This is a genomic window from Frigoribacterium sp. 2-23, assembly GCF_049601585.1.
GTDB lineage: Bacteria > Actinomycetota > Actinomycetes > Actinomycetales > Microbacteriaceae > Frigoribacterium.
The window spans coordinates 1,366,944-1,391,893 of the sequence record NZ_CP187126.1; the positions used below are offsets into that span (position 1 = coordinate 1,366,944).

The following is a 24,950-nucleotide window of genomic DNA, read 5'->3' on the forward strand; positions in this document are numbered from 1 at the left end:
CGCGCCAAATGGTCGCAAAATGCGACGAGCAGGGCACGGGGAGAGCGAAGAGAGCGGGGGAGGCGCGGGGCGGCTCGTTAGGATCGCCGCATGGGGTGGACGACGACACGACGCCGAGCGGCCCCGGCCGCACTGATCGCGCTGCTGGCGGTGCTCGCCGTGGCGGTTGGTGCCCTCGGCGGGGCCGCACCCGCGCGCGCCGACGTCGACGACTTCCGGTTCGAGAGCATGGACGCCGTCTACACGCTGAGCCGGGACGACGACGGACGATCGCGCCTCCGCACGGTCGAGACGCTCGTCGCCGAGTTCCCCGAGACGGATCAGAACCACGGCATCCGTAGGACGCTCGTCGACAGCTACGACGGGCACCCGACCGGGCTCCGCGTCGAGGGCGTCACCGACGGCGACGGTCGCGACCTGCCGTACGAGCTCGACGGCTCCGAGATCACCATCGCCTCCGATGCGTTCGTGCACGGCCTCCACACCTACGAGATCCGCTACAGCCAACGCGACGTGACCCTCCAGCCGAACGACAGCGCTGACGACGAGTTCTACTGGGACGTCAACGGCACCGACTGGGCCCAGCCCTTCGGCCGGGTGAGCGCGACGGTGAACGTGGCCCCCGATCTCGTCTCGTCGCTGACCGGTTCCGTCGACGCGGTGTCCGGCGCCCAGGGGGAGGCGAACCCCGTCGCCGCCACCCAAGCCGACGACGGCACCACCACCGCCGTCGCCACCGACTTGGGCCCCGGCGAGAACCTCACCGTGGCCGTCGGATTCCGCGCAGGCACCTTCACCTCCCGCCCCTCCGGGTTCTTCGACGCGCCCTGGCCGAGCCTCTCCGCCGCCGGCGCCCTCGTGGCCCTGCTGGCACTCGCCGGCGGAGTCGTCGCCCGCCGCCGGGTGCTCGCCGACGCGCCCGGTCGAGGCACCGTCATCGCCGAGTACGAGCCGCCCCGGGACGTGTCACCCCTTCTCGCCGCCGTCCTGCTGCGCCGGAGCACGGGTGTGCCGGCCCAGCTGCTCGCGCTCGCCGTCGCCGGTCACCTCCGCATCGTCGAGGAGCCCTCCCGAGGCCGGAAGCCGCGCTACGGCATCCAGTTCGTGTCCGCCGACGGTGCCGACGCCACGGGTCTTGCCGTGCTGCACGCGCTGTTCGGTCGCACGCTGACACCGGGTGAGAGTCGATCGTTGTCGACGCCCGACCCGAAGGCCGCCGAGCGGGTCAGATCGGTGACGGGGCAGACCGCGCACCGGGCCGTCGTGGAGGGCTACCGCCGCGCGGTCCGGGGCGGTCTCGTCGTCGCCGTCGGGGCCGTCTCGGGCGTGGCGGCGGTCGTGGCGCTCGTCTTCGGCATCGTCTCGCTCGCGACGTCGTTCGGCGGGCCTCTGCCGATGCTGCTCGGTGTCGGCGCCGTCGCCGCCGCGGTCGTCGCGAATCTGCTCGTGGCCCGGCGTCCGCTGACCGAACTCGGAGCCGACACGCGCGACCGGCTCCGCGGGCTCGAGCTGTTCATCTCCTGGGCCGAGGCCGACCGCATCCGGTTCCTGCAATCGCCCGAAGGGGCCGAGCGCGTCGCCGCCACGCCGATCGGTCGGACGGTCGCGGGCGGTGTGCTCGACGAGCAGCGGGTCGTGCGGTTGACCGAGGACCTCCTGCCCTGGGCCGCCCTGTTCGGCCAGGAGAAGCGCTGGGCCGCCGAGCTGGCCGCCCACTACGACCAGGGTGGCCAGGCACCGACCTGGTACACCGGCCAGGGGGCCTTCACCGGCGCGGCGTTCGCCTCGTCGATGGGCGGCTTCTCGTCGTCGGCGGTGTCGAGCTACAGCGTGCAGTCGAGCGGATCGACCGGAGGCGCGGTGTCGGGAGGCGGTGGAGGCGGCGGTGGCGGAGGCGGCGTCTGACCGCACGCCGCAGCACGAGCCGCCAGCAGCCCGCTGCCGCCAGCCGGCCCGCCGGGTCAGCGGTGCGCGATCTGCAGCCGCGGTAGACGGCTCCGTACCCCCACGTGGAGTGTCAACTGCCCGCGGCGGGCGAGCGCGACCGCCATGCCGATGGCGACGAGGGCCGGAACACCGCCCGACACGATCATGCCGACGTGCGCGCCCAACGTCTCGACGATCCAGCCCATCAGCGGGCCGCCGACGGCCTGGCCGCCGAGCAGCACGAGGATGTACAGCGACATGACGCGCCCCCGGATCGCGATGTTGCTCGAGAGCTGCACGAGCGAGTTGGCGGCGGTCAGGAAGAGCAGCGACGCGAGCCCGACGGTGACGAGCAGCACGGCGAACGGCACGATCGACGTCATCGAGCCGGCGGCCGCCTGCAGCAGGCCGGTGACCAGCACGCCGATCACGATCGTCCGCAACCGGATCGTGGCGCGCCGGGTCGACAGGAGGGCCCCGGTCAGGGCGCCGATGGCGATCATCGAGTTGAAGAGCCCGTACCCGCCCGGGCCGACGTCGTAGACGGTGGATGCGAACGTGGCGAGCAGGACGGGCATCGTGAGGCCGAACACGGCATAGACGGCGACGAGGACGACCGGCACGACGATGGTCGGCTTCGACGCGGCATAGGCGAGGCCGGCGCGCAGCTGCCCCTTGGCGCCCGGTGACGGCGCGACGCGGGTCATCTGCGAGGTGCGGAGCAGCGACAGCATCACGACGACGAGCACGCAGGCGACACCGTTGACCGCGAAGGCCCAGCCGGCCCCGACCGCGAGCAGCAGCACGCCGCTGATCGCCGGGCCGATCATGCCGCCGAGCTGGAAGACGGACGAGTTCACGCTGATCGCGTTGCGCAGGTGCTGCTGACCCACGAGCTCGCTGACGATGACCTGGCGGGCGGGGTTGTCGATGACGGTGACCAGACCGGTCGCGAACGCGATGGCGAACACGTGCCAGGCCTGCACGCCCCCGGTGAGGGTCAGCACGGCGAGCCCGATGCTGAGCAGGGCGAAGAGCGACTGCGTGATCGTCATCAGCATCCGCTTCGAGTAGCGGTCGACGACGACACCGCCCAGCAGGCCGAAGAACAGCATCGGGGCGAACTGCATCGCGACCGTGATGCCGACGGCCGTCGCACTGCCGGTCAGTTCGAGCACGAGCCAGTCCTGCGCGATGCGCTGCATCCAGCCCGCGGTCATCGCGATCATGTTGCCCGCGGTCCACAGCCGGAAGTTCGGCACGCTCAGCGCGATGAACGTGTGCCGCCACGGCGGCTTCGACGTGGCGATCGGCAGGGGCTCGGTGACGGGGTGGACGAGGGGGATGGGGGCCGTGGACGGGGCTGACATCACGCTTCTTCAGTTTCGTGGCGAATGATCGTCCTCCGACGGTACGGGCCGGGTGGTCATTGTGACCCCGCATGGGCATAATCGATCTCATTGGCTTTACCAATGACAGGGGTACCCGCATGTTCGACCCGACGCTGCTGAAGACCTTCCTGGTCGTGGCCGAGACGCGCAGTTTCACCGGCGCGGCGATGCGTCTCGGGCTGAGCCAGCCGACGGTCAGCCAACACGTCGGGCGTCTGGAGAAGGCCGCCGGGCGCCTCCTCGTCGCCCGCGACAGCCGCGAGGTGCGGCTCACGGACAACGGCGACGCGATGGCGGGGTTCGCCCGCACGATCCTGGCCGCGCACGCGTCGGCCGAGAGCTATTTCAGCGGTTCGGCCATGCGCGGCCGCCTGCGGTTCGGTGCCGCCGACGACCTCGCGATCACGCAGCTGCCGCGCATCCTCAGGCACTTCCGTCAGCTGTACCCGCAGATCAACCTGGAGCTCACGGTCAACCAGAGCGGACCGCTGCGGCGGCGTCTCGCGTCCGGGCACCTCGATCTCATCTTCGTCAAGCAGAACGCGGGGGAGTCCTCCGAGGGCACGCGGGTCGCCGGCGACGCAATGGTCTGGATGGGTCAGGAGAAGCTCGTGATCGAAGAGGGTCAACCCGTCCCGTTGATCGCCTACCAGGCCCCGAGTCTCAGCCGCCAGCTCGCCATCGACGCGCTCGAGAGATCGGGACGAACGTGGCGCATCACGTGCAACACGCGCGACGTCAACGGCGTGATGGCGGCCGTCCGGGCCGGCATGGGGGTCGCCGTGTTCCCGTTCTCGCTGATCCCCAGCGACCTGATCAAGGTGAGCAACCGGTTCTCGCTGCCCGAGCTGGGCGACGTCGACTACGTGCTCGTCGCGAATCCGGGCGCGGCCCGCGAGCCGGTCGAGGCGCTCACGTCGGCGATCATGAGCCGCGGCGTCAGCCGAGCCGTCTGAGCGCCGCAGCCGACACCGAGGAGGCACGGGGCAAGATGGCCCGATGACCTCACGACGATCCCGCACCCCGTCCACGGCCCGTCCGGCCCTCCGGCTGGCCGCGTTGCTCGCCGGTTCGGGCGTGCTGCACTTCGTCAAGCCTGCCGTGTACGACGGCATCGTGCCGCGCGGGCTGCCCGGCGAGCCGAGGGCGTACACGCTCGCGTCCGGTGCAGCCGAGCTCGGCATCGCCGCTGCGCTGCTCGCGCCACGGACCCGCCGGCTCGGCGGCACCCTCGCCGCCCTGCTCTTCGTGGCCGTCTTCCCGGCGAACGTCGTGTCGGCCCGCAAGGCCCTGCGCAGCCGACGCGCGTCCACCGCCGCGAAGGTGATCGCCGTCGTGCGGCTGCCCCTGCAGTGGCCGCTCGTGACGAGCGCGCTCTCGGTGCGCCGCGCCTCCTGACCGGCCCGCGCCTCCTGACCGGCCCGCGCCTCCTGACCGGCACGCGCCTCCTGACCGGCACGCGCCTCCTGACCGGCCCGCGGCCCAGGCCGCCGTGACCCCGGGCGAATAGTCTCGACGGATGACCTCCATCGACCTCAACTCCGACCTCGGCGAGGGTTTCGGCCGGTGGCAACTGGGCGACGACGCCGCGATGCTGCGCGTCGTGACCAGTGCCAACATCGCCTGCGGCTTCCACGCCGGCGACCCCGAGATGCTGCTCGCGACGGTCGCCCGGGCCCACGACGAGGGCGTCGTCATCGGCGCGCACGTCTCGTACCGCGATCTCGCGGGCTTCGGTCGCCGCTTCGTCGATGCGTCGCCCGGTGAGCTGATCGGCGACGTGATCTACCAGCTCGGAGCCCTGGACGGTCTCGCCCGGGCCTCCGGCACGGCCGTTCGGTACGTCAAACCGCACGGCGCGCTCTACAACGTCATCGCAGGCCGGGGTGACCGGGCGGATGCACACGGCCGGGCCGTCGTCGAGGCGATCACGAGGTACGAGCCGTCGCTCCCGGTCGTCGGGCTCGCCGGCTCGCGGTTCCTCGCCCTCGCCGCCGAGGCCGGGCTGCCCACCGTCGCCGAGGCCTTCGCCGATCGGGCGTACACGGCGTCCGGCGAGCTGGTGTCGCGGCGCCAATCGGGCGCGGTACTCGACGACCCCGACGAGATCGCCGACCGGGTACTCCGACTCGTCGAGACGGGTCTCGTCCGGGCCGTCGACGGCACCGACGTCCGCGTCGACGCCCAGTCGGTGTGCGTGCACGGTGACAGCCCCGCGGCCGTCGAGACGGCCGTCGCCGTCCGCCGCAGACTCGAACGGGCGGGCGTCGACCTGCACGCCTTCGCCCGGCAACCGAAGGCCGCCCGATGACCCCGGGCAGTGACGCCACCGACGGCGGGGCCGGATCGTCGACGCTGTCGTCGGCGCTCGGCTCGTTGCGCTTCCTGCCGCTCGGCTCCGAGGCCGTCCTGGTCGAGACGGCCGACCTCGAGTCGGCGATGGCGCTGTTCGCGGCCCTCGTCGTCGAGCCGGTCGCCGGCATCGTGGACGTCGTCCCGGCGGCCCGCACGGTCGCCGTCCGGTTCAGACCGTCGCTGCTGCTCGCCGAGAGCGTGGTCGCCATCGTCCGGCGGCTGCACCGCGTCGAGTTCGACGCACGGTCTGGCCGACTCGTGACGATCCCCGTGACGTACGACGGCGACGACCTGGCCGAGGTCGCCTCGCTGACCGGGCTCGAGCCCGACGAGGTCGTCGCCCGCCACACGGCGGCGACGTACACGGTCGCGTTCACCGGGTTCGCGCCCGGTTTCGCCTACCTCGCCGGGGGCGACCCCGAGCTGGCCGTCCCGAGACGGAGCACGCCGCGGATCGCCATCCCGGCCGGCGCCGTCGGCATGGCGGGGGAGTTCTCGGGCGTGTACCCCCGGGTGAGCCCCGGCGGCTGGCACGTGATCGGTCGGACCGCGCTGCCGATGTGGGATCTCGCGCACCGGGTGCCCGCGCTGCTGCAACCGGGCATGCGGGTCCGCTTCGTCGACGTCCGTGATCCCGAGGGAGTCGCCGACGCCGAGGCCGAGGCCCACGAGCGCGCGGGTGAGACGGGCTCGCTCCCGGTCGTGGTCGAGGACGTCGACGACTCGCGGGCGCTGATCGTGCGGGCTCCCGGCACGCAGACGATGCTCGAAGACCTGGGCCGCCCGGGTCGGGCCGGGCTCGGCGTCTCGCCGTCCGGCGCCATGGACCACCGGTCCCTGCGCGAGGCGAACCGCCTCGTCGGCGCCCCCGCCGAGCACGCCGCGCTCGAGATCGCGTACGGCGGTCTCGAGATCGAGACGAGGGGGTCCCTGGTCGCCGCGGTCGCGGGTGCCCCGGTCGGCCTCCTGGTGACGGCGCGCGACGGGTCCACCCGTCGACCCGTCCCGGGGGCGGCCTTCGCGCTCGACGACGGCGACGTGCTCCGCATCGAGCCGCCGGCTCGTGGCGTGTACGCCTACCTCGCCGTCCGGGGCGGCTTCACCGAGCCGGCCGTCCTCGACAGCGTCTCGGGCGACGTGCTGTCCGGGCTCGGGCACGCGCCCCTCGTCGCCGGCGACGAGCTGCCGATCGGCACGGCCTGGGCCCAGAGCGTCGCCCTGGACGCGTCCGACTCGCAGCGCTCCGTCTCCGGCCCCGACGAGGTGACGCTGCTCGACATCGTCCTCGGGCCGCGCGACGACTGGTTCGACGAGCTCTCTCTGACCGCCCTGACCACCCAGGAGTGGACGGTGACGCCCCGGTCGAACCGCACGGGCCTGAGACTGCACGGCGACACCCCGCTCGAACGCGCGCTCGGCTTCGAGGGCGAGCTGCCGAGCGAGGCGACCATCTCGGGCGGGCTGCAGATCCCGCCCGACGGGCAGCCGGTGCTCTTCATGGCCGACCACCCCGTGACAGGCGGTTACCCGGTGATCGCGTGCGTCACGACCGAGCACCTCGATCGCGCCGCCCAGGTGCCGATCGGTGCCCGCGTGCGCTTCCGTGTCGTGGTCGGGCCGAGTCTGGGCGGGCGCCACCCGTCGGCCGAGGCGCGACCCGAACGGCACGACGCCGACGAACGAGGAGAAGAACGGTGAAGAAGATCCTGATCGCGAATCGCGGTGAGATCGCGGTGCGGATCGCTCGGGGCTGCGCCGACTACGGCGTACCCTCCGTCGCCGTGTTCTCTCGCGACGACGCCGACGCGCTGCATGTCCGCGTGGCCACGGAGGCCTGGTCGCTGCCCGGCGCCGAGCCGGGCGGCCTCGAGCCGTACCTCGACATCGACGCCCTGCTCGACGTGGCACGCAGGAGCGGCGCCGACGCCGTCCACCCCGGCTACGGGTTCTTGGCGGAAGAGGCCGAGTTCGCCCGCCGGGTGATCGACGCCGGTCTCGTCTGGATCGGCCCGACACCCGAGACCATCGAGGTGCTCGGCGACAAGATCCGGGCGCGCGCCGTCGCCGAGTCGGTCGGCGCCCCGCTCGTCGTCGGGACGTCCGGCCCGGTCGAATCCGTCGACGAGGTCTCGGCGTTCGCCCGGCGACACGGTCTGCCGATCGCCATCAAGGCCGCCCACGGAGGCGGTGGCCGGGGGATGCGGGTCGTCCGTCGCCTCGACGAGGTGGCCGACCTCTACGACTCCGCCATCCGCGAGGCCGTCGCCTCGTTCGGCCGCGGCGAGTGCTTCGTCGAGCAGTACCTCGACCGGCCCCGCCACGTCGAGGCGCAGGTGCTCGGCGACGGCGAGGGCGGCGTGGTGGTCGTCGGCACCCGCGACTGCTCGACGCAGCGTCGACACCAGAAGCTCGTCGAGGAGGCTCCGGCGCCGTTCCTCAGTGACGAGCAGCGCGGTCAGATCGTCGAGGCGGCGCGGGCGATCTGCTCGTCCGTCTCGTACCGGGGCGTCGGCACGGTCGAGTTCCTGATCGGCCAGTCGGGCGTCGTGTCGTTCCTGGAGGTCAACACGCGCCTCCAGGTCGAGCACACCGTGACGGAGGCGACCACCGGGGTCGACCTGGTCCGTCAGCAGCTGCTCGTCGCCGACGGCCTGCCGATCGAGGTCCACGACCACCCGGACGCGGTCGGGCATGCGATCGAGTTCCGCCTCACGGCCGAGGACGCGGGTCGCGGCTTCCTCCCCGCCCCCGCGACGGTCACGCGTCTGGAGCTGCCCGGCGGCCCCGGCATCCGCGTCGACTCCGGTGTCGTCGTCGGATCGCCCGTGCCCCGACGCTACGACCCCCTGCTGCTGAAGCTCGTGGTCTGGGGTCGCGACCGCGACGAGGCCCTCCGCCGGAGCAGGCAGGCCCTGTCCGAGCTCGAACTGGACGGCCCGCGCACCGTGCTGCCGTTCCATCGCCGCCTGCTCGACGAGCCCGCGTTCACCGCGCCCGAGGGTGTCTCGTCGATGCACACGCGCTGGGTCGAGACCGAGTGCGAATGGCTCGACGGACTCGCCGAGACGACCCCGCCGGAGGCGCCGGTCACGCCGCCCCTGCAGCACACGGTCATCGAGATCGATGGCCGGCGCGTCGCACTCGGCCTCCCCGCCGGCATCCTGGAGGCCGCGGCCGGCGTGGCCGTGACGACCGGCGCAGCTGCGACGACCGACGCGAGGGGCGCGACCGCGCACACCGCGCCTCCATCGGTGTCGTCGGTCGACACGGACGAGGTCCCCGCGTCCGTCGACGTCGTCGCCCCGGTGTCGGGGACGATCGTGTCGTGGTCGGCGGAGGACGGCGACGCGGTGGCGGAGGGCGCGCCGGTCGTCGTGATCGAGGCGATGAAACTGGAGACCGTGGTCGTCGCACCCGGGGCCGGGGTGCTCTCGCGAGCCCACGACGTCGACGCCGTCGTGCCGGCGGGGACGGTGCTCGGCACGATCGCGCCCTAGCCAGGTGTCCGCCAGGCGGTCGGCGGAGGGGCGGGACACGGGTACCCTGGCAATCTCCCCCCAAACTCACCGCCTCGACGAGGCGCCGTCGTCCGGAGTCCTCCTATGGCATCGTCCCCGTCTCGCACCACGACCGGTCGCTCCGGTCTCACGGGTTCCCTCGACCGCTACTTCGAGATCTCGAAGCGCGGCTCGACCTGGTCGCGGGAGGTGCGGGGCGGCATCGTCACGTTCGTCACGATGGCGTACATCGTCATCTTGAACCCGCTCATCCTCGGCGGTTTCAGCGGAGACCAGGCGGCGAAGGACGTCCTCGGCAACTGGCTGCAGAACAGCCAGGTCGGCGCCGTCACGGCCCTCACCGCGGGTGTCATGACGATCCTGTTCGGCGCCGTCGCCCGGCTGCCGTTCGCCCTGGCGGCGGGTCTCGGCATCAACTCCTTCCTGGCCGTGAGCGTCGTCAAGGACGTCACCTGGCCCGAGGCGATGGGTCTCGTCGTCGTCAACGGCCTCGTCATCGTGATCCTGGCCGCAACCGGGTTGCGCGCCATGATCTTCACCGCCGTGCCCCAGGCGCTCAAGACCGCGATCACGGTCGGCATCGGTCTCTTCATCGCGTTCATCGGTCTCGTCGACTCGGGCTTCGTCCGGGCGAGCGGCGTCGCGTCTCCGCCCGTGCAGCTCGGCGACTCGGGGTCGATCATGTCGCTGCCCACGGCGACGTTCGTGATCGGCCTGATCGTGATCGGCGTGCTGATGGCCCGCAAGGTCAAGGGCGCCATCTTCATCGGCATCGTCGCCACGACGATCATCGCGATCGCGCTGGAGGCGATCTTCCAGGTCGGCCCGTCGCTCGGTCAGGACCCCGACAAGTGGAACCTCAACGCCCCGGTGCTGCCGTCGCAGATCGTCTCGCTGCCCGACCTGTCGCTCGTCGGTCAGTTCTCGTTCGGCGCCTTCAGCCGGATCGGCGTCCTCTCGGCGATCATGCTCGTCTTCACGCTGGTCTTCACCAACTTCTTCGACGCGATGGGCACCATGACCGGCCTCGCGAAGGCCTCGGACGTCGCCGACAAGAAGGGCACCTTCCCGCGGCTGCGCTCGGCGCTCATCGTCGAGGGCGTCGGCGCCGTGGCCGGCGGTGCCACGAGCAGCTCGTCGAACACGGTGTTCGTCGAGAGCGCCTCGGGCATCGGCGAGGGCGCCCGCACCGGCTTCGCCTCCGTCGTCACGGGTGTGCTCTTCGTGCTCGCGATGTTCTTCACGCCGTTGACCCAGGTCGTGCCGCTCGAGGTGGCCGCCGCGGCGCTCGTGATCGTCGGCGCGCTGATGGTCTCGCAGATCAAGGACATCAACTGGACCGAGTTCTCGGTCGCGCTGCCCGTCTTCCTCACCATCATCGTGATGCCGCTGACCTACTCGATCGCGAACGGCATCGGCGTCGGGTTCATCAGCTGGGTGCTGATCCGGTCGTTCGCCGGCAAGGCGAAGGGCATCAGCCCCCTGCTCTGGATCGTCGCCGTCGGCTTCGCGGTCTACTTCGTGCGCGGTCCGATCGAACTGCTGCTCGCGAGCTGACCGCGGGCGGTACCGTGTCGGTGAGCGACGGCACCGGTGCCGTCGCACCGAGACGCCGGAGGTCCGCCATGCCCCGCATCACCACCGTGTTCTGGTTCGACGACCGGGCCGAGGAGGCCGCACGGTTCTACGTCGGGCTCTTCCCGAACAGCCGGGTGACCAACGTCTCCCGGTACCCGGACGACTTCCCCGACCCGGCGATGGCGGGGCAGTGCCTCGTCGCGGACTTCGAGCTCGACGGCTCGCCGTTCCAGGCGCTCAACGGGGGATCGACCGACTTCGCCCCGAACGAGTCCGTGTCGCAGTCCGTCGCGGTCGAGACGCAGGACGAGCTCGACCGCCTGTGGTTCGCGCTGGCGGCCGACGGCGGTGTCGAGGGCCGCTGCGGCTGGGTCCGCGACCGCTTCGGCTTCTGGTGGCAGATCGTGCCGACCGTCATGCAGTGGACGGTTGGCGGGGCCGACCCCGAGGGGTCGGCCCGCGCCCTGCAGACGATGATGGGCATGTCCCGCCTGGTCATCGCCGATCTGCAGGCGGCCTACGACGGCGCCTGAGGCCGACCCGCTCGACCCGACCCGTGCCTCCTCGGCTCGTCACCAGTCGTGGACGGTGCCGTCCGCGAGGCGGTTGTAGGGCAGGTACGCCTGCTCGTACGGGTACCTGCCCGCTTCGTCGACGTTCAGCTCGACGCCGATGCCGGGCTGGTCGCCGGGGTGCAGCAGCCCGTCGGTGAACGTGAACGACTGCTCGAAGACGGCATCGGTCTTCTCGCCGTGCTTCATGTACTCCTGGATGCCGAAGTTGTGGATCGCGAGCCCCAGGTGCATCGCCGCCGCCATGCCGACGGGCGAGATGTCGGTCGGCCCGTGCATGCCCGACTTGATCTGGTACTGGGCGGCGTAGTCGAGCACCTTGCGGAGGTGCGTGATGCCTCCCGTGTGCGTGACGGCGCTGCGCACGTAGTCGATCAGCTGCTCGCGGATGATCTGCTGGTAGTCCCACACCGTGTTGAAGATCTCGCCGATGGCGAGGGGCGTCGTCGTGTGCTGGCGGACGAGGCGGAGCGCCTCGGGGTTCTCGGCCGGTGTGACGTCCTCGAGCCAGAACAGGTCGTACGGCTCGAGGCTCTTGCCGAGCTTCGCGGCCTGGATCGGCGTCATGCGGTGGTGGCCGTCGTGCAGCAGGGGGATCTCGGGCCCGAACTCGGCGCGGACCGCCTCGAACACGGTGGGCACGTGGCGCAGGTACGAGCGCGTGTCCCAGTCCTCCTCGTTCGGCAGTGCGCCGCGCTGCGCGGGCTCGTGGTCGTAGCGCACGCCCTTGTTGGCGTCGAACGTCGCGTTCGAGGCGATGCCGTAGATCGACTTCAGGCCGGGGACGCCGGTCTGGATGCGGATCGCCTTGTAGCCCTGCTCCTGGTGGTCGCGCACGCTGTCGAAGAGCTCGTCCAGGTCCTTGCCGGACGCGTGGCCGTACGTGAGCAGCCCGGTGCGCGAGGCGCCGCCGAGCAGCTGGTAGAGCGGCATGCCGGCGACCTTCGCCTTGATGTCCCACAGCGCGACGTCGACGGCCGCGATCGCCGCCATGGTGACGGGGCCGCGACGCCAGTACGCGCTGCGGTACAGGAACTGCCACGTGTCCTCGATGGTGGCCGGGTCGCGGCCGATCAGCAGCGGCACGACGTGCTCGCTCAGATAGGCGACGACGGCGAGCTCGCGGCCGTTCAACGTGGCGTCGCCGAGCCCGGTGACCCCGTCGTCGGTGGTGAGTTTGAGGGTGACGAAGTTGCGGTCGGGGCTGGTGACGATCACCTCGGCCTTGTCGATCTTCATGCGTGCGATTCTCCTGTAGGGGGTGAGGGTTCGGTCAAGGTTCGGAGGCGATCGGCAGCCCGTCGGACGGCCTCGAGGAGGCGCGGGTCGGCAGCGAGATCGGCCGCGATCTCGCCCAGTGCGGCTTCCACCGTCGGGCCGCGGTCGCCGGAGCGCGCGAGCAGCGCGCCCGCCCGCGCGTCGCGGACGAGGTCCGGTTCCGTCGTGAGGTGCAGCCACCACGCGGCCAGGGCGGTGGCCTCGCCCTCGCCCGGGGCGAGCCCGGCCGCGAGTCGGCGCCGGAGCGGGTCCACGACGCGGACGGGCAGCTTGCTGGCTCCGTCGACGGCGATCTGCCGGAGGGTGTGCTCGATGCGCGCGTTGCCGAAGCGGACCCGGAGGGCCGCGCGCGCCTCCTCGATCTCGGCCGCGGGCAGCGGCAGCACCGCTGCCGCCTCGTCCCAGAGGGCGTCGAGCGGTGCCCGGCAGCGCGGGTCGGCCATGGCCTCGGCGATCGTCCGGTGGCCGAGCAGCGGCCCCAGGTAGGCGAGCAGCGAGTGGCCGGCGTTGAGCAGCCAGAGCTTGCGGTGCTCGAAGGGCTCGAGGTCGTCGACGAAGCGGGCGCCCGCGGTCTCCCAGGGCGGCCGACCGGCCGGGAACGCCCCGCTGATCACCCATTCGGCGAACGGCTCGGCGACGACGACGGCTCGGTCGTCGTAGCCGGTGCGCCGCGCGATCTCGGCGCGGTCGTCGTCGGTCGTCGCCGGCGTGATGCGGTCGACCATCGACGACGCGAAATCGACGGTCGACTCGATCCACGCGGCGAGGGCGGGCTCGGCGGCGACCGCGTCGAGGACGGCCCGGCGCACGACGTCGCCGTTGCCCGGCAGGTTGTCGCAGCTGAGCACCGTGACCGGGCCCGCGGCGGCGTCGCGCCGGGCACGCAGCCCGTCGACGAGACGGGACACGACGTCGCCGTCCCGGTACGCCGCCTCGGTGACGGTCAGCGTCACGACGGCCGTCTCGGGCGCGGCCAGGGCGGCGAGCCACCGTCCGCGGTCGTGCCCGTCGTGTGCCGCCACGATCGCGTCGACGAGCTCGACGCCGTCGCCGTCCGACCCGCGTGTCACGAGCGTGTAGACGGCGTCCTGCTCGGCGAGGGTCTCGGCCGCGTCGGGACGGCGTCCGGTGAACGCGACGATGCCCCACGGGGTCTCGCCAGGGCCGGTCACGGCGTGCTGGGTGTACCAGGCCTGGTGCGAACGGTGGAACGCCCCGAGTCCGAGGTGGACGACGCCCGGGCGGCGACGGTGCCTCGTCGCCGCCGCAGCGACGGAGAGGGCGTCGGCGTCGAGGCGGGGTGTCGTCGGGTCGGCGGGGGGTGCCTGGGTCACCGGCGCACCCCGACCGTGACGTCCTGGTCGTCGAGCGCGCCGGTGAGGACGTCGTCGACGAGCACCGGTCGTCCGAGGGTGGCCGAGACGTAGAGCGCCTTGACCGTCGCCAGGGACAGCAGGGCGTCGTCGACGGTGACACCGGGGGAGCGGCCCTCGCGGACGGCACCGACGATGTCGTCGTACTGGCGCGAGTGCGCGCGCCGGAATCGATCGGGCTCGGAGGGGCCGCCGAGGAGGTGCTCGGGCGGCACGAGTCCCGCCGACTGGTCCAGCGACTCGTCGGTCGGCACACCGGAGTGGCCGACGGACGCACCCGTGGTCGCGACGTGGAAGAAGGCGAGGCGGTCGTCGTCGATCACGCCCGAACCGGAGGCGCCCATCACCTGGAGCCGCACGCTCAGGCCCGGGTAGGCGGCCGTGGTGGCGTGGATGACACCGAGCGCGCCGGACTCGAAGCGCACGGTCGCGACCGCGACGTCCTCGATCTCGACCCGCTCGTGCGCCAACAACGCGGTCTGGGCGCTGATCTCGATCGGTCGTCCGAGCATCCAGACCAGCAGATCCACCGTGTGGACACCCTGGTTCATGACGGCGCCTCCGCCGTCGAGCTCCCAGGTGCCGCGCCAGTCGCCCGAGTCGTAGTACGGCTGGCTGCGGTACCACGCGACACTGGCGACGCCCGAGGTCAGGCGCCCGAACCGGCCGTCGTGCGCGGCGGCGGCGACGACCTGGCTGGCCGGGTCGAAGCGGTGCTGGCTGATCACGGTGACGACGAGACCGCGCGCGGAGGCCTCGCGGGCCAGGGCGGCGAACCGAGTGGAGCGGGCGATGTCGACGTCGAGCGGCTTCTCGATGACGAGGTGGCGCCCTGCCTCGAGGGCCTCCTCGGCGAGCCGGAGGTGCAGGCCGCTCGGGGAGGCGACGACGACCACGTCGACCTCGGCGCCCTCGAACGCCTCGGCCAGGGTGGCGACCGCCACGGGGCGGTCGGCACCACCGCCCTCGAGATCGTCGGCCAGCGCGACGGCGGCCGGGAGGACGGTGTCGACGAGGGCCGTCACCGTGATGCCCGGGTGATCGGTGATGACGGACGCGTGGTGGCGTCCGATCACACCGCAGCCGACGATGGCGGCCCGGAGCGGAGCCCCGCTCGATGCCGATGGCGAGGCCGACGGGGTGGGGTGGGTGGTGTCGGTCATGTGGTGCTGACTCCGATCCTGTTCGTGAGGGCCGCGAAGGCCCGGGCGGCGCGGCCGAACTCGGCGGGGCCGCTGAAACCGCCGAGGCTGCTGGTGTCGGCCAGGTGGGGTTCGAGCGAGGCGAAACCGCGATACCCGGCGTCGCGCAGGGCGGTCACGGTCTCGAGCAGTTCGCCGTCCCCCTCGCCGGCCGGGACGACCTCGCCCGTCCCCGCGATCGCGTCCTTCACCTGCAGGTAGTCGACGTGACGATGGAGCATCGGCCAGGCCTCCGTGAACGGCTCGACACCGACCTGGACGAAGTTGGCGTTGTCCCAGGCCAGCCGGAGGGCGTCGGAGCCGACCGACTCGACGATGTCGAGCACGCGGCGAGGGATGTCGCCGTAGATCTCCTTCTCGTTCTCGTGCAGCAGCACGACGCCCTCCCGCGCCGCGACGTCCGCCAGGGCGCGCATCCGGGTCAGCACGTCGTCCCGGACGTCATCGGGCGCCTGCCCGTCGGCCGGATAGAACGAGAACACGCGGATGAACGAGGCGTCGAGCGCCCGGGCGGCCGCGACGGCACGGTGCAGGCGGGCGATCTCGTGCTCGACGGGCAGGGCGACCGGCACCTTGCCGATCGGCGACGCGATGGCGGAGACCGACGTCCCCCGGCGGTCGAACACCGCCCGCAGCCTCGTCAGCTGCTCGTCGTCGAGGTCGACGACGTTCGTCTCCCACGCCGAGCGCACCTCGATGTGCGAGGCGCCGAGGCCGTGCAGCACGGCCGCCTGGACATCGGGATCGGCGTCGATCTCGTCGCCGAAGCCCGAGAGCGTCCAGCTCGGCGTGCCCTCTGCGGCGGTCACTTGACGCCCCCCGCGGTGAGGCCGCCGACGAGATAACGCTGGAAGACGAGGTAGAGCACGACGACCGGCACCGCGCAGACGAGGGACGCGGCCATCATCTGGCCGTAGACCGGCAGCGCCCCGCCCTCGGACGTGGCACCGAAGACCTGGAGGGCGACGGCCGCCGTCCGGCTGTCCGGTGTCGTCATGATCGACGCGAAGAGCACGTCGTTCCAGCCGAGGAGGAACGCGAAGATGCCCGAGACCACGATGCCGGGCCAGCTGAGCGGTACGACGATACGGGTGAGGATGCGCCAGGACGACGCGCCGTCGATGCGAGCCGCCTCCTCCAGCTCGCGGGGCAGACCGCGGAGGTAGGTGACCATCACCCAGGTCGAGAACGGCAGGGCGAAGGTCAGATACGTGATGAACAGGCCCCAGCGGGTGCCGACCACCTGGATGCCGACGTACGTGGAGGCGCTCGAGAACAGGACGAACACGGGCAGCAGCAACAGGGTGCCCGGTATCGACTGCAGGGCGAGCAGCAGGCGGAGGATGGTGAGCTTGCCGCGGAAGGCGAAGCGCACGAGCACGTAGGCGGTGGACACGGACAGGAAGGCGCAGACGAGGGCGACGGAGCCGGCGACCAGGACGCTGTTGACGAGTCCCGAGCCGAGGGCGACGGTCGTCCAGATCTTGGCGTAGTTCGTCGTCGTGAACTCGGTCGGCAGGAAGTCCCCTCGGGCCACGGCGGCGTCGCTGTTCAGCGACGCACTGAGCACGTAGACGACGGGCACGAGCACGAAGACGAGCAGCACCGTGAGCAGGACGGCCAGCAGGGGACGAGGCAGGAGGCGTGTGACCTCGCTGTCGCGCCTCCTCGCGCCCTTGCGGGGTGCCGTCACGAGCCCCTGGGCTGCGCGGTTCTCGATGGAGCCGATGGCGGTCACGGGGTGGCCTCCTTCTCTGTGATGACGCGTTCGTCGCCCGAGTCGAGGCGGACGGCCCGGAGGTAGACGAAGAGCGGCACGGCGATGATGACGAGCGAGACGAGGGCCATGGCGGCGCTCAGCCCGAAGCGGAAGCTCTGGAAGCTCGCGATGTAGGTCAGCACCGGCAGCACCTGGACGTCGGCCGGGGTCGGGACGCCGAACAGGACGAACGGCAGGGTGAAGTTGTTGATGTTGTGCAGGATCGAGATGATGATCGCGAGCGACAGCGGGCCCCTAAGGTACGGGAAGATCACGTAGCGGAGCTTCGCCCACCAGAGCGCGCCGTCGATGGCGGCGGCCTCGTGAACCTCGCTGTCGACACTCTGCAGCCCCGAGAGGGCGAGCAGGTAGATGAACGGCCACGACGACCAGATCGCCACGAACACGAAGGCCCAGAAGCTCTTCGGTCCGTTGAGCCAGAGCCCGCCGTCGATGCCGAGGTTGGCGAGGGCGCCGTTGACGATGCCGCTCGGTTGCAGCATCGTGCGCCAGACGGTGGCGACGACGAAGGCCGGCAGCACGTAGGGGATCAAGAAGATCGAGCGCACGAGCCCGCGGCCTCGGAAGGCGTTCTGGGTCGCGACGGCCGCCGCGACGCCGATGGGCAGCGTGACGAGCGTGACGATGAGGGCGAAGCCGACGCTGATGCCCATCGAGCGCACGAGCGGCGACGCGGTCAGCGCCTCGACGAAGTTGTCGACGCCGACGAAGGGCGCGGTCAACCACGACCGCAGCGTGTACTGGTCCAGGTCGAGCAGCGCGATGTAGATGCCGAGGAGGAGCGGGATGACGATGACGATCGTCATCAGCAGGCCACCGGGGAGCAGCATCCACAGCGGTCGGCCGCGCGTCGAGAGCCGTCGTCGTCGGGGTGTCCGTGTGGGCGCGGTCGGCCGCTGGGCCGGACCGCCGGGCCCGGGGGCGACCGGAGTCGCCGCCCGAGCCTCGGTGGTGGTGGGGGTCGTCATGACCGGCCTCCTACTTGACCCGCGACAGGGCGGTGTCGGCCGCCTGTTGCGCCGTCGCCAGCCGCTCGTCGAGTTCGCTCGACGACACGTCGCCGTTCTTCAGCGACGGGATGCTCTGGACGGTGACGTCGCTGAGGGCCAGCTGGATCTCGCTCCACGCGCCGGTGAAGGGGGTCGCGACCGACTTCCCGGCGGCCTCGACGATCGGGGCGAGGGCGGCGTCGTCCTTCTCCAGGGCGGAGGCGGCATCGGCGTTCGTCGGCAGCTGGCCGAAGATCTTGTAGAAGTTCTCCTGCTCCGACTGCGATGTCACTAGTTTGACGTACTCGAACGCGAGGTCCTGGTTCTTCGAGTAGTTGGCGACGACCAGGTTGTCCCCGGACAGGATGCTGGCGGCGTCCTTGCCCTTCGACGGCCGGGAGGTCTCGCCCGGCGGCACGGTCGGCATCAGCGCGTACTTGTACTTCCCGGCGACGGCGGAGGCGTCGAGGCTCGGCTTCGACGTCGGCGTGGTCATCAGGAAGTACGCCGAGTTGCCCGCCGCGAAGTCGGCGAGCGCCTGGCTGTTGTTCCAGCCGACCGCGTCGGGGTTCACGCTCTTCTCCGTGGTGAGCCAGCCGAAGTACGCCTCGTAGGCGGCCTTCGTCGAGGCGCTGTCGATGCTCGCCTTCGAGCCGTCCACGAGGGGGTTGCCGGCCTGGATCGACATCGACCAGACGTACTTCCACGCGTCGTAGGTGTCGGCGTAACCGACGCTGAGGCCGTACTGCCCGTCGCCGGTGAGCTTCGTGCTCTGCTCGGCGAGCTCGTCCCAGGTCGTCGCCGGCTCGTCGATCCCGGCGGCGGCCAGCTTGTCGGTGTTGTACGCCATGACGAACGGCCTGCTGACGAACGGGATGCCGATCTGGTCGTCCTTGCTGGGGCCGGAGATGCCCAGGGTCGCGGGCACGAAGCGGTCCTTGCCACCCACCTTGTCCCAGGTGGAGTCGTCCATCTTGACGAAGGCGCCGGTGCTGTAGGCCGTCGGCGTGAAGGTCGTGCCGATGCTGTAGACGTCCGGTCCCGTCCCCGAGACGACGGCCGTCTGGATCTTGGTGAGCTCCTCGTTCGCCGACGCGTACGTGTCGAACTTGAGGTCGGCCCCGGTGGACTCCTTGAACTTCTTGGCGATGTCCGACTGCCACTGCTTCTGCTGCTGCGGGTAGACGGTGTCGGCGCCCACGAGGACGTTGATGGTCTTGCCGGCTCCGTCGGCGGACCCGGACGAGCCGCCCGACCCGGACGAGGAGCACCCGGTGGCGGCGAGAGCGATGACGGCGACGCCGATCACGCCCGAGAAGAACGATCGAGCTTTCATCTGTTTCCTCCTTGAAACGGTGAGACCGACACGAGCTCGTGGTCACGACGGCGTCGGGTGCCCCGACGGTAGAACGCGTGGCAAATTTGCAGCAACTGTTTGCCACTAATTTGCCAACGGGTCTAACTTCGGCCCATGACCGTTGCAGACGACGCCGCTTCGACACCCGTCCGTCGGAAGGCCGCGACGATCACCGACATCGCGCAGCTCAGCGGGGTCGCGCCATCGACCGTCTCGCGCGCGCTCACGCGGCCCGACCGGGTCAACGAGGTCACGCGGCAGCGGATCGAGCGCGCCGCCCGCGATCTCGGCTACACCCCCAACCGGGCCCCGGGCGCGGTGCTCCCCGGCCGGACCCGCGCGATCGCCGTGCTCGTCAGCGACATCACGAACCCGTTCTACTTCGACATCATCCGCGGCACGCAGCAGCAGTTGAAGGCGGCCGGCTACACGCAGCTGCTCGTCGACACGGAGGAGTCGGGAGAGCTCGAGGCGTCCACCCTCGACGAGATGCGAGGAGGCGCGGTGGGCGCGGTCGTGACGGCGTCGCGTCTGCCCGACACCGAGCTCGCCCGCTACGCCGAGTCCATGCCGCTCGTCTGCATCAACCGCCGCCCGCCGGGAGTGCCGAACGTGCTGATCGACACCCCGGGCGGTGTCGTGCAGGCGCTCGAGCACCTCTACTCGCTCGGCCACCGGGACATCCTCTACATCTCCGGGCCGCTCAGCTCGTGGTCGAACGAACGACGCTGGAAGACGATCGAGCGGGTCTCGGCACGGCTCGGGGTGACGCCGAGGCGGGCCGGCCCGTTCTCGCCGACCACCGCCTCCGGGGCGGCCGCCGCCGATGTCGCGATCAATGCGGGTGCGACCGCGTGTGTCGTCTTCAACGACCTGATCGCGATCGGCATGTTGGCGCGGATGCGCGAGCGGGGGCTGAGCGTGCCCGACGATCTCAGCATCGTGGGCTGCGACGACATCTTCGGTGCGGACTTCTGCAATCCGCCGTTGACGACCCTGGCGGCGCCCATCGAGCAGGCCGGTCGCGTCGCGGTGTCGATGCTGCTGGCGCGCCTCGCGGGCGGCGCCGCGCAGCGCGACTCGGTGCTGTTGCCCACCCATCTCACGGTCCGGTCGACCACCGGCCCGGTGCCTCCCGCCACGATCGTTCGAAAGGATCGACGATGACCCTGCTGCAGCCCCATCCCGACCGACTCCTGCCCGCCGATCCGGCCGAGAGGCGGATCGCCCGCGACGTCTACGGCGGTGTCGCGGATGCGCCGATCTACTCGCCGCACGGTCATGTCGACGCCCGGGTGCTGTGGGACGACCAGCCGTTCGACGACCCGGCCGCCCTGCTCATCACGCCCGATCACTACGTGCTCCGACTGCTGCACGCCGTGGGTGTCCCGTTGAACGAGCTGGGGGTCGAACCGCGGGACGGTTCGGCACCGGCCGCCTCGGGTCGCGACGTCTGGCGCCGGCTGGCGACGCACTGGGACGCCTTCCTCGGGACGCCCGTCCGCTATTGGTTCGAGACCGAGCTGCACGACGTCTTCGGGCTCACCGAGCACCCCTCGGCCGAGAACGCCGACAAGCAGTACGACCAGCTGGCCGCGGCCATCGCCGAGCCGCGCCTCCGGCCCCGGGCGCTGTTCGACGCCTTCCGCATCCGCGTGCTGGCGACGACCGACGACCCCGTGGCCGATCTGGCGGCACACGCGGCCCTGCGGGACGACCCGTCCTTCACCGGCCGTGTCCTGCCGACCTTCCGGGCCGACCGCTTCTTCGATCCGTCCGGCTCGGCCTGGGTCGACGCGGTGCACGAGATCGGCGCCGTGTCCGGTGTCGACGCGACGACGCACGCCGGGCTGCTCGACGCGCTCCGGGCTCGCCGGGAGCACTTCATCCGGCATGGTGCGACGGCGACCGACACGGGTGTGCCCGACCCCGGGTCGCAGCCGCTCGACCGCGCCGATGCCGAGCGCATCCACGCGGCGGCCCTGGCGGGGCGGCCCGTGTCCCCGGCGGACGCGGTCGCGTATCGGCACACGATGCTGTTCGAGTCGGCGGCCATGGCGGCCGACGACGGCCTCGTCATGCAACTGCACCCCGGTGTGCTGCGATCGCACCACCGGCCGACCCTGGCCCGCTTCGGCCCCGACACCGGCCATGACCTGCCCGACCTCCGCTCCTCGTTCACAGAACCCCTCCGGCCGCTGCTCGAGGCCTTCGGGACGCATCCGCGGTTCCGCCTCGTGCTGTTCACGGTCGACGAGACCGCCTTCTCCCGTGAGATCGCCCCGCTGGCGGGCTTCTATCCGTCCGTCTACGCCGGGGCACCGTGGTGGTTCATCGACACGCCGGCGGCCATCCGGCGCTACCGGGAGGCCGTGACCGACTCGGCGGGCTTCGTGAAGACGTCGGGGTTCATCGACGACACCCGGGCGTTCTGCTCCATCCCCGCCCGGCACGACATGTCTCGTCGGGTCGACGCGGGGTACCTCGCCTCGCTCGTCGTCACGCACCAGATCTCGGAGGACGACGCCCACCGCGTCGCGCGCGACCTCGTCGAGACGATCCCGGTCGAGACGTTCCGGCTGCGTGAGGAGGCGCGGGCCGGGTCGGGCGTCTAGCCTCGCCTGGCCGCGATGACTTCTCCACAGGCTGGGGCGGCGCAACGTTCTCCACATCGACCCGCCCGACCAGGGCGCGGCGGGTGACCGGTCGGGGACCGTGGTGGTCATGAACGACACCGATACCGCAGCCGCGGCCGATACCGCCGCCGATCTCGCCGACCTCCTGCCCGTCCTGCCGTACGACCCGACCGACGAAGACCTCTGTCGGTTCGTTTCCGACTCGTTCGTCGAACCCGCCGACGGCGAAGCCCTCTGCTGGCTCTTCGTGGACGACGAGGGCCGGTTGTGCCCGCCGCTCCTCCGCTTCGACGACCTCCCGGCCGAACCCGACCGGGCCGACGTCGACGAACTCGGCCGCCAGATCTCACTCGTGGCGGACGCCGTCGGTGCATCGCGCGTCGTCCTGGTCTGGCAGCAGGACGAGCGCACACCCGAGGTCGTGCAGCGCACCCGACGCTGGACGAGTCTGATGGCCGAGCGGCTCCCTCGGTACCCGGCCCTTCTCGCGCAGGTGGCTCGCACCCCCGACTATCTCCAGGTGATCGTCCGCCCCCTGTCACCGGCCTGGGCCCCCGCCGCCTTCCGTCGCCGTCCCGGCGGGCACGTCTGATGCTCGACGTCGCACCCCCGACCCTCTCGAGCACTCCGTCGGAGGACGACCTCACGGAGTACTGCGACACCGTCTGCCTCGAGCCCTGCGATCGTGAATTCCTGATGCTCGTCCTCCTCGACGAGCAGGGGAGACAGGTCAGAACGCCGGCGCGTCTGCACGGCGTCCCACGACTGCCGCGCGACCGCGACGCCGCCGATCTGGTCGACATGATCACCGGTGTCGCCTCCCAGGAAGGCGCCACGGCATGCGTCCTCATCTGGCAGACGCTCGACGACACCGACCTCGACGATCTCTGCGCGCGACAGTGGGCCGACGCCCTCTCCACCCGTCTCGCGAGGTCGACGCTCGCCTGTCGTGGTCAGGTGCACCGCTCGCCATCGGGGTTCCGCCTGTTGCTCCCCGGAACCTCCGGCGCCGGGCGACGCTGAACGACGAGGAGGCACGGTGCGGGTCGACCCCGCACCGCGCCTCCTCGTCGTCCGCCGCGTCTAGTCGGCGTCGAGCCTCGAGACCTCGTCGGCCGCCAGCTTGATCGTCGGGGCCGTGGCCGAGTTCATGATCGTCTGCGGTCGTCGCGACCCGGGGATGGGGATGACGAGCTCGCTCTTCGCCAGCTCCCACGCCAGGGTCAGCACCTGGGGCGAGATGCGTCGTGCGTTCGCGATCTCCGCGAAGACCGAGTGCTTCGCTCCGAGCTCGCCCGCATCGGTGATACCGCCCAGAGGGCTCCACGGCAAGAAGGCGATGCCCATCTCGTCGCACAGGGCGAGCTCGGCCTCACTCGACCGGAACGCGGGGGAGTACTGGTTCTGCACCGAGACGAGTCGGCCGTCGAGGATCTCGTTGGCCTGCCGGATCTGGTCCACCGTCGCGTTCGAGATGCCGGCCATCCGGATGACCCCTTCGTCGAGCAGCTCGACGAGGGCTCCGATGGAGTCGGCGTAGGGCACGGCCGGGTCCGGCCGGTGGAACTGGTACAGGCCGATCGCGTCGCCGCCCAGGCGCTTGAGCGAGGCCTTGGCGGCCTCCTTCAGGTACGCGGGGTCACCGTTCTGAGCCCAGGCGCCCTTCTCGGGGCGGAGGTGGCCGCCCTTCGTCGCGACGAGCACGTCCGACGTGTCGCCGTGGAAGCTCTCGAGAGCCTTCGCGATCAGCGACTCGTTGTGGCCCACCTCGTCGTGACCGGCCAGGTGGTAGGCGTCGGCCGTGTCGATCAGGGTGATGCCCTGCTCGAGCGCCGCATGGATGGTGGCGATCGCCTGCTTCTCGTCGGGGCGACCCTCGATCGAGAGCGGCATGCCCCCGAGTCCGATGGCGCTGACGGTGACGTCTCCGATGGTGCGTGTCTTCATGCTGTTGTCCTTCTGCTGGTGTGCGTCGACGAGATGACCGGCCCGGTGCTCACCAGGCGTAGTCCTCGGGCGACGTCTTGTGGCCGGGGAAGATCTCGTCGAGACGCGCGAGCGCCGCGTCGTCGAGACGGATGTCGACGGCACGGACGGCCGACTCCCACTGCTCCATCGTGCGCGGGCCCGTGATCGGCGCGGTCACGGCGGGCTGGTGCAGGAGCCAGGCCAGGGCCAGTTCACCCGGGGCGTGCCCGAGTTCCCGGGCGAAGGCCTCGTACTCGGAGAGCTGGTCGTGATGGTCGGCGACGTAGTCGGCGCTCCGACCCTCGAGACGACGGCTGCCGGCCTCGGTCTTGTCGATGATGCCCCCCAGCAGACCGCCGTTCAGGGGAGACCAGGGGATGACGCCGAGACCGTACGCCTCGGCCGCAGGCAGGACGTCGCGTTCGACGTCGCGCACGATCAGGTTGTAGATCGACTGCTCGCTGACGAGCCCGACGCTGTGTCGACGAGCCGCCGCCTCTTGTGCCTGGGCGATGTGCCAGCCGGCGAAGTTGCTGCTCCCCGCGTAGAGGATCTTGCCCTGCTGCACGGCGACGTCGACGGCCTGCCAGATCTCGTCCCACGGGGTGCCCCGATCGACGTGGTGGAACTGGTACAGATCCACGTAGTCGGTCTGCAAGCGCTGCAGGCTCGCATCCAGCGCGCGCCGGATGTTCAACGCGCTGAGTTTGCCGTCGTTCGGCCAGTCGCCCATGTCGCCGTAGAGCTTCGTGGCGAGGACCGTCTTGTCACGCCGCCCACCGCCCTGCGCGAACCAACGGCCGACGATCTCCTCCGTGGCCCCCTTGCCCTCCGAACGGCCGTAGACGTTCGCGGTGTCGAAGAAGTTGACGCCGAGCTCGTGGGCCCGGTCCATGATCGCGAAGGAGTCCGGCTCGGTCGTCTCGGGTCCGAAGTTCATCGTCCCGAGGACGGCCCGCGAGACGGACAACCCCGTGCGTCCCAGATGTGTGTAGTCCATCACTCCGGAGTACCCCCTCACCGCACC

The 24,950-nt window shown here is 71.2% G+C and carries 22 protein-coding genes; 12 read left to right on the forward strand and 10 right to left on the reverse strand.

All coding sequences use genetic code 11. From position 1 onward, the window contains the following. Positions 1-90: 90 nt before the first annotated feature. A complete protein-coding gene (locus ACPEEZ_RS06465) occupies positions 91-1,905 on the forward strand; it encodes a DUF2207 family protein (RefSeq protein WP_423923936.1) in 1,815 nt (604 codons plus the stop codon). 56 nt (positions 1,906-1,961) lie between these two features. Here ACPEEZ_RS06465 and ACPEEZ_RS06470 read toward each other — a convergent pair whose 3' ends face one another. Next, complete coding sequence (locus tag ACPEEZ_RS06470) at positions 1,962-3,296, reverse strand: MFS transporter (protein ID WP_423923937.1); 1,335 nt, start codon at positions 3,294-3,296, stop codon at positions 1,962-1,964. Positions 3,297-3,415: 119 nt separating this feature from the next. Here ACPEEZ_RS06470 and ACPEEZ_RS06475 point away from each other — a divergent pair, with 119 nt between their 5' ends. From ACPEEZ_RS06475 to ACPEEZ_RS06505, 7 genes are all read left to right on the forward strand, one after another. Next, positions 3,416-4,273: a LysR substrate-binding domain-containing protein gene (locus ACPEEZ_RS06475; protein ID WP_423923938.1), complete on the forward strand. Its 858-nt coding sequence runs from the start codon at positions 3,416-3,418 to the stop codon at positions 4,271-4,273. Between the two features lie 43 nt (positions 4,274-4,316). After that, positions 4,317-4,715, forward strand: a complete 399-nt coding sequence (locus tag ACPEEZ_RS06480; protein ID WP_423923939.1) for a DoxX family protein — start codon at positions 4,317-4,319, stop codon at positions 4,713-4,715. Positions 4,716-4,836: 121 nt separating this feature from the next. After that, on the forward strand, positions 4,837-5,628 hold the full coding sequence (locus ACPEEZ_RS06485) for a LamB/YcsF family protein (RefSeq protein WP_423923940.1): 792 nt from the start codon (positions 4,837-4,839) through the stop codon (positions 5,626-5,628). Further along, positions 5,625-7,370, forward strand: a complete 1,746-nt coding sequence (locus tag ACPEEZ_RS06490) for a carboxyltransferase domain-containing protein (RefSeq protein ID WP_423923941.1) — start codon at positions 5,625-5,627, stop codon at positions 7,368-7,370. Before ACPEEZ_RS06485 ends, ACPEEZ_RS06490 begins: the two co-directional genes overlap by 4 nt. Further along, positions 7,367-9,169 (forward strand): acetyl/propionyl/methylcrotonyl-CoA carboxylase subunit alpha, encoded by a 1,803-nt coding sequence (locus ACPEEZ_RS06495; RefSeq protein ID WP_423923942.1) that lies wholly within the window; start codon positions 7,367-7,369, stop codon positions 9,167-9,169. Before ACPEEZ_RS06490 ends, ACPEEZ_RS06495 begins: the two co-directional genes overlap by 4 nt. 105 nt (positions 9,170-9,274) lie before the next feature. Beyond that, complete coding sequence (locus ACPEEZ_RS06500) at positions 9,275-10,747, forward strand: NCS2 family permease (protein WP_423923943.1); 1,473 nt, start codon at positions 9,275-9,277, stop codon at positions 10,745-10,747. A gap of 68 nt (positions 10,748-10,815) precedes the next feature. Further along, the gene (locus ACPEEZ_RS06505) at positions 10,816-11,301 is read left to right on the forward strand and encodes a VOC family protein (RefSeq protein WP_423923944.1); all 486 of its coding nucleotides are present in this window, start codon (positions 10,816-10,818) and stop codon (positions 11,299-11,301) included. 39 nt (positions 11,302-11,340) lie between these two features. Here the strand turns inward: ACPEEZ_RS06505 and manD are convergent, their stop codons facing one another. From manD to ACPEEZ_RS06540, 7 genes are read right to left on the reverse strand one after another with little or no spacing between them, the layout of a single operon-like run. Next, positions 11,341-12,579: a D-mannonate dehydratase ManD gene (gene manD / locus ACPEEZ_RS06510; protein ID WP_423923945.1), complete on the reverse strand. Its 1,239-nt coding sequence runs from the start codon at positions 12,577-12,579 to the stop codon at positions 11,341-11,343. Continuing rightward, positions 12,576-13,952, reverse strand: coding sequence for a mannitol dehydrogenase family protein (locus ACPEEZ_RS06515; protein WP_423923946.1), 1,377 nt, complete (start codon positions 13,950-13,952; stop codon positions 12,576-12,578). Before ACPEEZ_RS06515 ends, manD begins: the two co-directional genes overlap by 4 nt. Next, on the reverse strand, positions 13,949-15,154 hold the full coding sequence (locus ACPEEZ_RS06520; protein ID WP_423923947.1) for a Gfo/Idh/MocA family protein: 1,206 nt from the start codon (positions 15,152-15,154) through the stop codon (positions 13,949-13,951). Before ACPEEZ_RS06520 ends, ACPEEZ_RS06515 begins: the two co-directional genes overlap by 4 nt. Next, positions 15,151-16,002 carry a sugar phosphate isomerase/epimerase family protein gene (locus tag ACPEEZ_RS06525; protein ID WP_423923948.1) on the reverse strand — a complete coding sequence of 284 codons (852 nt, stop codon included), beginning with the start codon at positions 16,000-16,002 and terminating at the stop codon, positions 15,151-15,153. Before ACPEEZ_RS06525 ends, ACPEEZ_RS06520 begins: the two co-directional genes overlap by 4 nt. Further along, the gene (locus ACPEEZ_RS06530) at positions 15,999-16,886 is read right to left on the reverse strand and encodes a carbohydrate ABC transporter permease (RefSeq protein ID WP_423924197.1); all 888 of its coding nucleotides are present in this window, start codon (positions 16,884-16,886) and stop codon (positions 15,999-16,001) included. Before ACPEEZ_RS06530 ends, ACPEEZ_RS06525 begins: the two co-directional genes overlap by 4 nt. A 41-nt stretch (positions 16,887-16,927) precedes the next feature. Further along, on the reverse strand, positions 16,928-17,941 hold the full coding sequence (locus tag ACPEEZ_RS06535; protein WP_423923949.1) for a carbohydrate ABC transporter permease: 1,014 nt from the start codon (positions 17,939-17,941) through the stop codon (positions 16,928-16,930). Between the two features lie 10 nt (positions 17,942-17,951). Further along, on the reverse strand, positions 17,952-19,298 hold the full coding sequence (locus ACPEEZ_RS06540; RefSeq protein WP_423923950.1) for an ABC transporter substrate-binding protein: 1,347 nt from the start codon (positions 19,296-19,298) through the stop codon (positions 17,952-17,954). 135 nt (positions 19,299-19,433) lie between these two features. Between ACPEEZ_RS06540 and ACPEEZ_RS06545 the strand changes: the two genes are divergently transcribed. The 4 genes from ACPEEZ_RS06545 (at position 19,434) to ACPEEZ_RS06560 (ending at position 22,978) form a co-directional block, all read left to right on the forward strand. Then, a complete protein-coding gene (locus tag ACPEEZ_RS06545; protein WP_423923951.1) occupies positions 19,434-20,486 on the forward strand; it encodes a LacI family DNA-binding transcriptional regulator in 1,053 nt (350 codons plus the stop codon). Continuing rightward, a complete protein-coding gene (uxaC, locus tag ACPEEZ_RS06550; RefSeq protein ID WP_423923952.1) occupies positions 20,483-21,934 on the forward strand; it encodes a glucuronate isomerase in 1,452 nt (483 codons plus the stop codon). Before ACPEEZ_RS06545 ends, uxaC begins: the two co-directional genes overlap by 4 nt. A gap of 109 nt (positions 21,935-22,043) precedes the next feature. Beyond that, a complete protein-coding gene (locus ACPEEZ_RS06555; RefSeq protein WP_423923953.1) occupies positions 22,044-22,547 on the forward strand; it encodes a hypothetical protein in 504 nt (167 codons plus the stop codon). Then, on the forward strand, positions 22,547-22,978 hold the full coding sequence (locus tag ACPEEZ_RS06560) for a hypothetical protein (RefSeq protein ID WP_423923954.1): 432 nt from the start codon (positions 22,547-22,549) through the stop codon (positions 22,976-22,978). Before ACPEEZ_RS06555 ends, ACPEEZ_RS06560 begins: the two co-directional genes overlap by 1 nt. A gap of 60 nt (positions 22,979-23,038) precedes the next feature. On the opposite strand, the gene ACPEEZ_RS06565 is transcribed toward ACPEEZ_RS06560, so the two are convergent. After that, positions 23,039-23,902, reverse strand: coding sequence for an aldo/keto reductase (locus ACPEEZ_RS06565; protein WP_423923955.1), 864 nt, complete (start codon positions 23,900-23,902; stop codon positions 23,039-23,041). 49 nt (positions 23,903-23,951) lie between these two features. Beyond that, positions 23,952-24,923, reverse strand: coding sequence for an aldo/keto reductase (locus ACPEEZ_RS06570; protein WP_423923956.1), 972 nt, complete (start codon positions 24,921-24,923; stop codon positions 23,952-23,954). Between the last annotated feature and the right edge of the window lie 27 nt (positions 24,924-24,950).